Origin of the sequence: Corallococcus sicarius (assembly GCF_003611735.1) — a bacterium.
Lineage (GTDB): Bacteria > Myxococcota > Myxococcia > Myxococcales > Myxococcaceae > Corallococcus > Corallococcus sicarius.
Genome location: NZ_RAWG01000045.1, coordinates 31390 through 43418 on the forward strand (window position 1 = coordinate 31390; position 12029 = coordinate 43418).

Annotated in this window: 7 protein-coding genes and 2 pseudogenes; 4 read left to right on the forward strand and 5 right to left on the reverse strand. The window is 65.2% G+C overall.

What is annotated here, in order from left to right:
- Nucleotides 1–4 precede the first annotated feature (4 nt).
- Nucleotides 5–886, forward strand: a complete 882-nt coding sequence (locus D7X12_RS09820) for a sigma-70 family RNA polymerase sigma factor (protein ID WP_244224458.1) — start codon at nucleotides 5–7, stop codon at nucleotides 884–886.
- 182 nt (nucleotides 887–1068) lie between these two features.
- On the opposite strand, the pseudogene D7X12_RS09825 reads toward D7X12_RS09820, so the two are convergent.
- Nucleotides 1069–1386, reverse strand: a pseudogene (locus D7X12_RS09825) (IS3-like element ISMtsp5 family transposase); the annotation flags it as partial.
- On the opposite strand from D7X12_RS09825, the pseudogene D7X12_RS09830 reads away from it, so the two are divergent.
- The 3 genes and pseudogenes from D7X12_RS09830 to D7X12_RS09840 form a co-directional block, all read left to right on the forward strand.
- Nucleotides 1381–1554, forward strand: a pseudogene (locus D7X12_RS09830) (IS66 family transposase); the annotation flags it as partial. The pseudogenes D7X12_RS09825 and D7X12_RS09830 sit on opposite strands and share 6 nt — an antisense overlap.
- Before the next feature lie 565 nt (nucleotides 1555–2119).
- Nucleotides 2120–4039, forward strand: coding sequence for an FG-GAP-like repeat-containing protein (locus tag D7X12_RS09835; RefSeq protein ID WP_158620017.1), 1920 nt, complete (start codon nucleotides 2120–2122; stop codon nucleotides 4037–4039).
- A gap of 380 nt (nucleotides 4040–4419) precedes the next feature.
- Complete coding sequence (locus tag D7X12_RS09840; RefSeq protein ID WP_208718917.1) at nucleotides 4420–4617, forward strand: hypothetical protein; 198 nt, start codon at nucleotides 4420–4422, stop codon at nucleotides 4615–4617.
- Nucleotides 4618–4645: 28 nt separating this feature from the next.
- Here D7X12_RS09840 and D7X12_RS09845 read toward each other — a convergent pair whose 3' ends face one another.
- The 4 genes from D7X12_RS09845 to istA all read right to left on the reverse strand — a co-directional run.
- On the reverse strand, nucleotides 4646–6562 hold the full coding sequence (locus tag D7X12_RS09845) for a Kelch repeat-containing protein (protein ID WP_244224459.1): 1917 nt from the start codon (nucleotides 6560–6562) through the stop codon (nucleotides 4646–4648).
- 427 nt (nucleotides 6563–6989) lie between these two features.
- Entirely contained in the window at nucleotides 6990–8933 is a 1944-nt protein-coding gene (locus D7X12_RS09850; RefSeq protein WP_120625008.1) for a helix-turn-helix domain-containing protein, read from the reverse strand.
- Between the two features lie 983 nt (nucleotides 8934–9916).
- Nucleotides 9917–10675, reverse strand: a complete 759-nt coding sequence (gene istB / locus D7X12_RS09855) for an IS21-like element helper ATPase IstB (RefSeq protein ID WP_120625009.1) — start codon at nucleotides 10673–10675, stop codon at nucleotides 9917–9919.
- 142 nt (nucleotides 10676–10817) lie between these two features.
- Nucleotides 10818–12029: IS21 family transposase (gene istA, locus D7X12_RS09860; RefSeq protein ID WP_120625010.1), on the reverse strand; the 1212-nt coding region annotated here is incomplete at its 5' end.

A 12029-nucleotide genomic window follows, 5' to 3' on the forward strand; every position in this document is an offset into this window, starting at 1 on the left:
CCCCGTGGAACCAGAAGGTCTGGCCGCGATGCTGCGCACGCACGTGCCTCCGGAGCGACGCGCGCAGTTGGACGGAGTGGAAGACCTGGAAGCACTCCTGCGCGGACACCTCTCGGTGGCGCGAAACGCGTGGCCCACGGTGCCGCTCGCCACGGAGTCCTTCGTGCGGCACCTGGCACTGCACCTGCCGGAGACGGGTGCACGGGACGTGCTGCGCGAGTGCCAGGCCGCGGACCTGTACCTCGCGTGTGCCTGTGGAGAGGGCCACCCCGCCGCCCTGCGCGCCTTCGAGCAGCACCTGCTCCAGCAGGTGCCCTCCCGGCTCGCCTCCATGCCGCGCACCCAGGTGGATGAAGCGCTCCAGCTCTTGCGCGAGCGGTTGTTGATGGGCTCCGGCGGAGAGCCGCCCAGGATCCTCACGTACTCAGGCCGGGGCGCGTTGCTCGCCTGGGTGGTCATCTCCACCGCGCGCATCGCCAGCCAGCTCAAGACCCGGGACGAACGTCAGGAGCTGTTCGACGAACCTCCCGAGGCGCTCGTGCAGTTGCTGTCCACGGGGGACCCGGAGCACGACCTGCTGCGCAAGGACCTGCGCGAGCTGCTGGTGGACGTGCTCCGCAAGGCCCTGGCCGCCCTGCCCCCGCGTGAGCGCACGCTGCTGCGGCTGCACCACCTGCACGGCTTCACGATGGACCGGCTCGCGACGATGTATGGCGAATCCCGCTCCGGCGTGGCGCGCCGGGTCCTCCAGTCCCGCGAGCGGCTGCTCAAGCTCCTGCGCGCGGAGCTGGCTGGACGCCTGAAACCGGACGACGCCGCGCTGGACAGCCTGCTGGGGCTGGTGAACAGCCAGCTCGATCTGAGCCTGAACCGGCTGATGGGTTGAGCGCGGGGCGCCCCCTGCCGCGCAGGTCAGGGGTCAGGGGTCTGACGCTGCCGAGCCAGCGCGGGTTTCTGGATCCGACGAGCGGAATCGAGTTGTTGGTTCCCGTCGAATTCCTGTCCTCATATCAAGTGAGACGGCGAGTTGTACCGCACCGGATTGTTGAGGCACCAGATGGGTTGTCATCAGGCCGCTTGCTTCTGCACCAGCTCTCGCCGGGCCTGACTCGGAGAGAGGAAATGGTGGCGCTCCAGCAGCCAGTGCTCGTTGTAGCGATGGGCCCCCTCCAGCAGGGCCCGCCGGAGTCCCTCCACGATCGAGAAGGTGCGCACCCAGAGCAATTGCTCCTTGAGGGTGCGGATGAAGCGCTCGGCGCAGCCGTTGCCCTCGGGGCTGCGGACGAAGGATGGGCTGGAGTCGACGCCCAGGAAGCGCAGCTCGTTCTGGAAGGCGTCGGAGGTGTACTGGCTGCCGTTGTCGTGGCGGAGGGACAGCCCCGTTGCCATGCACTTGCGTGCCCGGACTGCGGGGTGGTGACGCGTGCGGAGGCGCCCGCGCACGCGCGCAGCGTCTTCGGTGACAGGCTTGCCGCGCTCGCGTCACTGCTGGTGGGCAAACATCGCCTCTCCAAGCGGTTGGTGAAGGACGCGCTGTCGGACATGCTGGGCGTCTGCCCTTGTTCGAATCCCTCTCGCACAGGCACCAGGAGCTTCCCGTCCATGTCAAATCCGCCTGACTCTCGGCGTGCCGGGGGCGTTGTCCTATTCACGAACGGCGACACCTCCTACGAGTTCTTCCGGGACTTGGGGCAGGGCCGTGTCGGCGAGCGAGTCCTCCTCGCCCAGACCCGCACGCCGCAGGGCCTCGGAGCCTGCGTGGTGATCCAGTGCGTCCCCCTGCCGCAAGTGGCGGAATTGACCGAGAAGGTCCAACGCACCCGAGCACGTCTGGAGGAGGAAGTCCGGCTGGCGCGCGTTCGACCCACGTCGAAAGTGATGGGTTTGTGCTGACTCATGCATGGTTTAGCTGTGCGAAAACGACAGGCATTGTGCCGAATTGGCAGGAATCCGACCGCGGTCATGAATTGGCAATTGACAGGTCGCCAGCGGGACGCTATGCGAATTCACTACGGGTGAATAAAGACAGCCCGCGTTCAACGACAATCCAGCTTGGGCGCCCGCGAACTCCGTGCAAGCCGTCATGAGGCCGTGGTGCATCTTTTCAGGGGGAATCTCAATGAAACACAAATCAATCTCGCTCCTCGTCATGATCACGGGGGCCGGTTTGCTCGGCCTCATCGGCGGTTGCAGCCCGATCTCCGTCGAAGACAATGACGCGTACGTCGGTTCGGCCGACTCCGCCCTCACCGCCGAGCAGTGCGATTACTTCGATGTCAACGGCAAGGTCCAGCTCTGCCACAAGACCAGCTCGACGACTCATCCCTACACGATCGTCCGTGTTAGCGAGCAGGCGTGTATCAACGCGCACAGCGCTCACAACGGCGACTACGTCACCAGCCTCGACCCGACCTCGCCGCTCTACGACCCGACGTGCAGCGGCCAGGGCTGCCTGTCCGTGAACGCGCCGTGCGACGCCACGGTCCCCTGTTGTGACGGCCTCACGTGCCAGAGCGGCACCTGCGGCGACGTCAACGAGTGCGCCGCCGGTACCGACAATTGCAGCGAAAACGCCACCTGCACCAACACCGTGGGCTCCTTCACCTGCGCCTGCAACGCGGGGTACGAGGGCGACGGCGTGACCTGCACCAGCATCGACGAGTGCGCCGCAAGCCCGTGCCTGAACGGCGGCACCTGCATCGACGGCGTGGGGAGCTACACCTGCGAGTGCGCGCCCACCTACGAGGGGACCAACTGCCAGGATTGCTCCGGCACCCTCGGGGACTGCAACGGGAACTCGTCCGACGGCTGCGAGGTGAACCTCCAGAGCGACGCCAATAGCTGCGGCGCCTGCGGCGTCGTGTGCTCGACGGGCCAGATCTGCTCGAACGGCACCTGCCAGGCTGTCCCCCCCGGCCAGATCCCTGGCACGCCGATCAGCTCCCCCGCGAACCACAACCCGCTGGCCCCGGCGGTCGCCGATGTGAATGGCGACGGCAAGCTCGACATCCTGGTGGCCAACGCCGAATCCGGGGCGATCCTGTTCCCCTCTGGCTCGCTCTCCGTTTTCCTCGGGAACGGCGACGCCAGCGTCCAGTCGGAGGTCAACTACGGGAGCGCCTCGCTCTCCAGCAACGCGGTCGTGGCCGTGGACGTGGACGGCGACGGGTGGCTCGACGCCGTCACCGTCAACGGCCAGACCAACCTGCTCCTCATCAACGGAAACATCAGCGTCTACAAGAACCTGGGCCCGAGCGCGCCCGGGACCTTCGGCGCGCCGACGAGCTTCACCACCGGCACCCCGGGCTCCGTCCACCTCTGCACCGGGGACTTCGATCACGACGGGGTGGCTGACATCGCCACGACAAGCGTGACCCTGAGCCAGGTGAGCGTGCTCTTCGGCACCGGCGCGGGCAGCTTCGGCGCGCCCACGTTCATCGGCATCCCGAACACCGGCGGCGCGCAGTCGTCGATCGCCTGCCGTGACCTGAACAGCGATGGCTTCTCCGATCTCGTGGTGACGAGCCCCGCCAGCGCACGCCTGTCGATCCTCATCAACCAGGGCGACGGCTCGTTCGCCGCACCCGTCTCCTACAGCAACTCCGCCAGCGGCCAGACGGCGGGCATCGCCTTCGGCGACGCCAACGGCGACGGCACGCTCGACATCCTCTCGAACGGCGCGGCCGGCCGGTTTCTCTTCTTCTTCAAGGGGAACGGCAACGGCACCTTCGCGAGCGGCGTTCAGTCCATCGCCGCGGCCACTACGGCCACCAACTCGGCGCTGGGCGTCGTGGCCGATGACTTCAACGGCGATGGCAAGCTCGACGCCTACATCCTCGTTACAACGGCCTCGGGCGGCGTCCGCCCGATGACCGGCAACGGCAACGGAGGCTTCACCTCAGGCACTGTCGTCACGACCGGCGCCTCACCTGGCCTCAACGCCATCGCCACCGCGGACATGGACGCGGACGGGTACGCCGATCTCATCCTGACCAACAGGGGCTCCGGCACCGTGACCGTGGTCCCCAACGGACTCTGAGTAGCTGAACGCGATACCGCGATGGGGCAGTGTGCCCTGATTTCAGCGCGGTCTCGGTAGGAGAATCGGTGCGCCGCGTGCTTCGCGCGCGGCGCACCCAAAGACGCGCAGGCGCCTGACCCGACCTCACCTCCACAGAGGCCGTATTCCACCGCCTCCACTGAGAAGAATGAACCCCCGTGGCGCCAGCAATGTGTCGCGGGGTTTCGCATTCTGGCCGAGGTGCAGATCGTGCTGATGCCGGTGCTGCCGACGACCGCCGCCGCCTTCACCGCGCATCCCGAACGCTTCTCTAACGGCCCTCCGAAGCCCCAGGCCCTTCCGAACGCCGTCTGGATCAACACCCCCACGCTGCTCCCCAACTCACACACGGCTTCACGATGGATCGGCTCGCGACGATGTATGGCGAGTCCCGCTCCGGCGTGGCGCGCCGGGTCCTCCAGTCCCGCGAGCGGCTGCTCAAGCTCCTGCGCGCCGAGCTGGCCGGGCGCCTGAAGCCAGACGACGCCGCGCTCGACAGCCTGCTGGGGCTGGTGAACAGCCAGCTCGATCTGAGCCTGAACCGGCTGATGGGTTGAGCATGGGGCGGTGCCCCTTGCGCGACAATCAGGGGGTGTACAGCTCCGCCGAGCTGAGGACGCTGCTGCTGGCGAAGCCGCCGGTGACGAGTACCTTGCCGTTGGCCAGCCGCGTCGCCGTGTGGCCCCCGCGACCGAAGGTGGGCGCGCCGACGGAAGTCCAGGTGCCCGTGGCGGGGTCATACACCTCCGCCGCAAAGGCCGTGCTGCTACCGCCGCCGGTGACGAACACCTTGCCGTTGGGCAGCAGCGTCGCCGTGTGGTCGTAGCGCTTCGAGCCCATGGCGCCCGTCGTGCTCCAGGTCCCCGTGGCCGGGTCATACACCTCCGCCGATCCCAGGTCGGTGCTGAAGCCATCCGCCCCACCGGCGACGAGCACCTTGCCGTTGGGCAGCAGCGTCGCCGTGTGGTTGTAACGCGCGATGCTCATGGAGCCAGTCGTGCTCCAGGTCCCGGTGGCGGGGTCATACACGTCCGCCGTCGCGAGGGTGTTGCCCCGGACACCGCCCACGACGAGCACCCTGCCGTCGGCCAGCAGCGTCGCCGTATGCTGGGAACGCGCCGCGGGCATGACGCCCGTCGTGCGCCAGGAGTCCAGCACGGGGTCATAGAGTTCCGCCGTCGCGAAGTCGGTGGCCCCGTTGGTCCCTCCGGCGACGAGCACCCGGCCGTCGGCCAGCAACGTCGCCGAGAGACTGCTGCGCGCCGAGGTCAGGTTGCCGGCGCTGCTCCAGGTGCCGGCGTTCGGGTCGTACACCAGCGTCGACGCGAGGGTGGTGCTCCCGGTGTACGCGCCGGCGACGAGCACCTTGCCATTGGGCAGCAGTGTCGCCGTGTGCTCGTTGCGGGCCGAGCTCAGGGAAGCGGTCGTGGCCCAGCCCGTGGCGCAGACCGGCAGCCCGGTGACCGTGAAGTTCCGGGTGGCCGACAGGTTGAAGGCATTGGTGACGGTGGCGGTGATGACCGTGGGCGTGGCCGCGACGGCGCACGCGGGGGCGGTCCAGGGAGCGCGGCTGGTGGTCGCCGTGTTCACGCGCGTGCCCAGGACGCCGGTGTTGGCGCGCCAGCCGAAGCCGAGCGTGGTGCCCTCCGGATCGCTGGCGACGACGTCGAAGGTGAGCCCCTGCCCCGGCGTCGCGGTCTCCGAGGACTGGGAGACATTGGCTATGATGGGCTGGAAGTGATTGATGCGCGGAGCGTTGCTCACGCACAGCGCCACGGTGCCCGTGGTGCTCCCACCGCGCCCGTCCGACACGGCGACGGTGAGACGGCAGTTGTTGCAATTGCCCGCGGGCAGGGCCGACGGCGTGAACTGAGCCGTGATGGAGGCGGGATTGTTCCAGGTGCCGGCGCAGGAGGAGGTCCACGCGTAGGAGAGGCTGTCCCCCTCCGGATCGGACGCGGTGGCGGAGACGGTGGTGGCCTGCCCCGTGGCGAGCAGCGTGGGCGAGGCCGCCAGGGCGCTGACGGACGGGAAGCGGTTGAAGGTGATGGAGAGCTGGGCCAGCCCCTGCTGCGCGCCCTGGAAGACATGGATGGCCAGGGAGGCGCTGGAGGACAGGCCCCCGGAGTCCGTCACGGTGACGGTGAGGGTCTGGATGCCGACGGTTCCAGGCGCCGTCCAGGTCGTGGAGGCCGCCGTCGTCGTGGAGAAACTGCCCCCGGTGGACGTCCAGGCGTAGGTCAGGGTGTCGCCCGTGTTCGGGTCATGCGCCGTGGCCTGCAGCGTCAGCGTGCCGCCCAGGACGATGGAGGTGGCGTTGGCCACCAGCGCGTCGATGATGGGCGCCTCGTTCTGGAACGGCGGCTCCGGGTTGACCTCCTGCAGGAGGATGGCGACGAGCGCGGTCTGGTCGGCAGTGATGGTGATGCCGGAGACGGCCCCCCTCGAAGCGCAGCGTGTTGGCGTCGTCGAAGGCCTGGGCGCGGAACGTGCGCAGGGCACCCGCCGGGATGTTGGCGAGCGTCCCACCCCAGACGCCGTTGGTGGACGTGAGGTCCACGGACAGCGGGGAGAAGTCGGCGGCGCTCGCGACGACGGTGACCCGGGTGATGGGGCCCGCGAGGGCCTGGGGGACCGAGACGCTGAACCGGGCGGACCCCGTTTCGGTTTCGGAGGACGGGGAAGAACAACCCGAGACAAGGGCCAGCGCGAGCGCCAGCCACAGGGACGTGGATGCTTTGTTCATGAAAGGGATTGGTGGCCCGCCATGGGAATGGGCGACGGCCCGGGGATGATGCCTTCTCATTGTGGGTGATGAAAAGGCGAGACCCGGATGACCCACTCCCTGTCGGCACCGACTCAGCGCGAGCACTCGTTGCACTTCCAACAGGAGGGCGACTGCGATCTCTCCAGAACTGCGCCTATCGGACTAATTGGCATAGTATGATGCAAACGCATTCGCAAGAAGACTGTGCTTTGAAATCACACGAATTGTCGACTGGGTTGTTCGCTCGATAAGTCGATAACTATCCTCACCACGCACCAACTCAAGATCGAGGCTGTTTTCAAATACCTTTCGGAGTAGCACCCCGCAGGATTCAACTGAGCGCGCCACAAGGATACCATTCAAGACCCCAGTGCTCAGAATGACCTGAAGTGCAAGCGGATGCTTTTCTCGAAAAAGCGAGGCTCGACGCTCAAATCGAACCGCATTGGCCACCAAGGTGGTCTCGATTTCAGTGCGCAGTCCTTCCGGAATGGGTGGCAGCGTTTCCGGACTTCTCCTAACCTCTCGCAACCACTCAAGATACCTACCCCTTTCGGATTCCTTAAACCGCGCAGCCTCACCATCAAGACCAAAGTCTGCCCAATGCTTGGCCACCGTCAAGCCAATCTGCGCACTGGAGGCCGCCGCAAGGCGCCGATTAAGAATTGCCCCTAACAGGGCCTCTTGATCCATTGTCGGCGAAACCTCTTCGGGGTCAATACTGCGCAGCATGTTGCGCAGGCTCTCCTCCGAAGACATAGCCAGGGACGATGAGTCCAAGCCAAGCTCTGGCACCACAAGCTTTGGAACATAGACAATGACGGGCTTCCCCTGACCCAGCGCCACAGAGGCCTCTGAGTCCTTTCCAAAGGTGTCGCCCTTCTGCGCCATATATATTGTCGCCGAAGAGCGACGAAGCATTAGCGCCTCAACCAAACCCTTGGCGATCCGATCCTCAACCCAAGACTGCGTTGGATTAAAAAATCGAAGTTTCAGGGGCTTTAACTCAGCATGTTCAAAAAGCTGCTGGACGAAGCGATTCACGGACACAAAATCGGAGTCGTCGCGCATTGATGTTGCCACATACACATCCATGTGATCGGCAGCTAAATACTGAGACAAATTCCTCAACCCAACTGCTTGTGTCTTCGCAATACGCGCTCTGTCTGTTTCGTCCTTGGGGGCAAGGCGACTGGCTTCCGCCTCCAGCTCTTCTGGAGCCGGACTAAACAGCGAAGACATCGGCCCGTGACTCAACCGGGAGCCAAACTTTCGTAACAGGGACTCCATTTCACGGCGCCGCTTCGGCTTGAATTCCGCTATCGCCGCAGGACCATTTTTTTGAATAAAGGCCGACATCTCCATGAGCCACTTGACAAGTTCTTCGCGCTCCTTTCGTTCCTGGTCGAGTTTTGCTGCGGCAATATAGCCCAGATCACGAAGACTACCTTCATCAATCACCTCAACTCGATTCCATGGGGCGCGATCTCGATAGTCATCAAGGACTCGTATCTTGAGAGCCGAGACTAGTCCTTCAAGATTGTTCGTGCGGTTCATCTCTTCATAGGCTTGCATGAACGTCGGAAAGAGACGAATGGCTTCCGACTGGTATCGCTGGACAGCCGCCGAGAACTGATTCATCGACTGGAATGCATCAGCCTTGAAATAGCGATCAAAGAAGGAACGAGAGACGGGGCGGATGCCGTAGAATACTTGAATCTCCCTTAAGATGTCGAACGCCTGGGGGTTTGTTATCGCGGCCCCCAGTAACGCGCTGATGGCGCCCTCCACCGCATGTGAAGCTTCGTCGTCAAGGTTGGCAATTGAAACTTCTTGTCCGCTTAGTTCGCCCAACTCGGCTTCGAAGTCTACCCTTCGTGCCGCCGTTGGGCGGAGAAACGGCGCGACAAGAGCGTCCGGCAACGCTAGGTATTTAGCTAACACCCGAAGGTGATCAGCAGTAGGGAGTCGGAGCCCCTGCTCAAGATGCGCAACTGCGCTTCGAGGGAGGTTACCGGCTAGCTTCGCAAGCTGCTCCTGGGTTAATTCGCGCTGTTCGCGAAACGCTCGAACCAGGAAACCGAGATCGGCAAGTGTGTGGCGCATAAGGATGATTAATACGACTCCAGCATGGCCGTCAAGCCAGTCTGCGTCCGCGCCAACTCCATCGCTCTTCTGGATCTTATATGGCTCCCTTGGGGTTGATAGTTAGACGCTGCATGATTGCCACGGCGAGAATATCCCATGAGAATGGAATCGTTATGCCCGTCCGCTGATGTCACGAAGAGCGGGTAGCGTGTAGTGGCTCGGCCGACGTCGTCTTCATCGTCCCCCCGCAGTGTCACTGTGCCAAAATGTTATTCCTTCACATTCCCAATACTGCAGCCCGGTGACTACTCCTACAGATGTAGGTCAACAGAGACCGCAGTCGCCCTTCTGGTAGAAACAGGAAAAGAGGAGTGAGACTTCCCATGCAGCAACCATTGGCCGTTTAGCGCCAAGATCTGTTGGGCTGAATGAAGGAGAGGCCGTGGCAAAATTAAGCTACGAGTTTCGCGAGCGAGGTCGCTGAGCGCAACTACCTCACCGCCCGGGGCAACTCGTTGCTGGCGCAAGGCGCGCGCTTTCGAAGCTGCCGCTTCAAGTCCGCCCACTAGAGCATGATGGGATTGAGGTCGGGGCTGTAGATGGGCAGATATACCACGCAGGCGCTGACGGCTTCGGCATCTTGACGCACACCCGCGACTCTCTCTGCGCTCGGGTTGTCCCAACCGCACCCATCTCGAGGACACAGCCTGGAGTAAAGCCTCTGGCGAACGGAGCGCGCGGAGATACGCCCGTTAACAGTGCCTTGATGTGTCATCAGCTTGGCCCGACGAACCACACAAATGACGTCCGTCAGCATTATCCAGAGGCATATCGAGTGGAGCCCCTGTCGCGCTGCCCTAGGAGGCCCAAGCGTACTCGCGCACTTTAGACATATCGCGGATGCGTATTCCGGTGATGGTGAGCACCCATTCCAGCTCAAGCCGAGCAGCCGTTCCGGCCATGGCGAGCAGTCGGAGCGTCAGCGACGCTGGGACGTTCCGTCACTTCACCTGCTTACGAGCCTTCGTCAAATTCGCATCCGCCTTGCGGATGGAGTCTCCGGCGAGCCGGAGGCGGTGGGCGTTGTGGACGAGCCGGTCGAGGATGGCGTCGGCCAGCGTCGCGTCGCCGATGACGGCGTGCCAGTCCTTGGGCTCCAGTTGGGACGTCACCACCGTCGATGACTGGTGGTAGCGGTCCTCCAAGACTTCGAGCAGTTCCTTGCGCTCGGCCGAGCCCAGCGGCTCCAGGCCGAAGTCGTCGAGGATGAGGACCTGGGCCTTGGCCAGTCGTTTGAGTGCGTGCGGGTGCGTGCCGTCCGCGCGGGCCTGGGCCAGCTCGTCGAAGAGGCGTGAAGCGCGGCGGTACACGACGCTGTAGCCATCGCGGCACGCCTTCTGCCCCAGTGCGCACGCCAGGTAGCTCTTGCCCACGCCGGTGGGCCCCGTCAGCAGCACGTTCTGCTTGTCGGCCACCCACTTCGAGGTGGACAGCTCCAGCACCTGCGGCTTCGTCAGGCCCCGGGCGTGGGCGTAGTCGATGTCCTCCAGGCACGCCTGCTGACGCAGCTTCGCGTGCTGGAGCCGGGCGGTGAGCTTCTTGTTCTCCCGGTGCATCCACTCCGCGTCCGCCAAGAGGCCCACCAGGTCCGTGGCGCTCAGGCCCTTGTCGCCTGGCTTCTCCACCCAGCTGCGCAGGTAGTTGGCCATGCCGTGCAGCTTCATCGCGTTGAGCTTCTCCAGCGTCTGGTCCACCAGCATCTCTTGCTCTCTTTGTCGTCTCGTCGTCCGGCCTGCGCGCGCCCTGCTGCCAGGGCGCGCGCAGGCCACCGCCGATGCTGGGAGACTCAGGGCCAGCACCGACGGGGAATGTCCGCGCATGGCCGTCAAGCCGCGCGTGCTGTCAGTGGTAGTAGTGGGCGCCGCGCACGTTCTCGTGCTCGGGTAGCGCGCCCTTCTCGGCCGTCTTCTCGTCGGCATCCTCAAGGCGGTGCTGGAGGATGGCGACGACGGACTTGTAGCTGACGGCGCGGTGGCGCAGCGCCCGGGCGCACGCCTTCTCCACGCGAGGCTTGCCGTAGCGTTTCTCGTCGGCCAGGCGCAGCACGCCCAGGGCCGAGCGGAAGCCCTGCTGCGGATGAGGGCGTCTCGTCATCAGTTCCTCCACCAGCTTCGCGCACGAGGGGCCCACGCCTTCGGCCCAGTGGATGAGGCGCGACGGTGTCCACTCCGCGTGCTGCCGGTGGGAGGCGGGCATGTGCTCGGGCTGCGTGGTGAAACGCCCCTTCTCCAGGCTGCGCACATGGCTGGCTACGCGGCGGCCCCCGAGGAAGACTTCGACGCAGCCTTCCGTGTGACGCAGCTCCACCGGCTTGCCCACCAGCGTGTACGGCACGCTGTACCCGTGGCCCTCCAGCTCCACGTGGTAGTCGATGTTCACCCGCGCCTTCTTCCAGAAGGCCAGCTCGTATGGCCGCGCCGGCAGGGCCCGCAACGTGGCCTTCTCCACCTGCTCGAAGAGCTCCCAGCGCGACTTGCCCAGCTTGCGCATGGGCCGTGAGTTGAGCTTCTCCAGCAGCGGCTTCACCGCCTCCTGCACCTGGCCAAGCGACGTGAAGTGCCGGTGGCGCAGCGCCGCCAGAATCCACCGCTCCGCCAGCAGCACGCCCACCTCCACTTTGGCCTTGTCTCGGGGCCGCCGCGGGCGCGCGGGCAGAATCGCGAAGCCGTAGTGCCGCGCCAGGTCCGCGTACGTAGGGTTCAGGTCCGGCTCGTACCGGTGCGCCCGGGTGACGCCGGCCTTGAGGTTGTCGGGCACCACCACCTCGCTGACACCGCCGAAGTACTCGAAGGCGCGCACGTGGCAGCCCACCCACGTGGGCACGTCCTCGCTGAAGACGGGCTCCACGTACGTCAGGTTGCTGGCCCCCAGCACCGCCACGAAGAGCTTCGCCACCCGCACCTCGCCGGTGACGGCGTCCACCACCCGCACCCCGTCCCCGCTGAAGTCCACGAAGCACTTCTCTCCGGCCCGGTGCTCCTGGCGCAGGGTGACGCTGGAGGCGGCCAGCCACCGCCCGTACCTCTCGCAGAAGCGGCTGTACTGGTAGCCGCC

Coding starts and splice junctions, on each gene's coding strand:
- istB (WP_120625009.1), bottom strand. CDS start 10,675: ATGCTGGTGGACCAGACGCTGGAGAAGCTCAACGCGATGAAGCTGCAC.
- D7X12_RS09835 (WP_158620017.1), top strand. CDS start 2,120: ATGAAACACAAATCAATCTCGCTCCTCGTCATGATCACGGGGGCCGGT.
- D7X12_RS09850 (WP_120625008.1), bottom strand. CDS start 8,933: ATGCGCCACACACTTGCCGATCTCGGTTTCCTGGTTCGAGCGTTTCGC.
- D7X12_RS09840 (WP_208718917.1), top strand. CDS start 4,420: ATGGATCGGCTCGCGACGATGTATGGCGAGTCCCGCTCCGGCGTGGCG.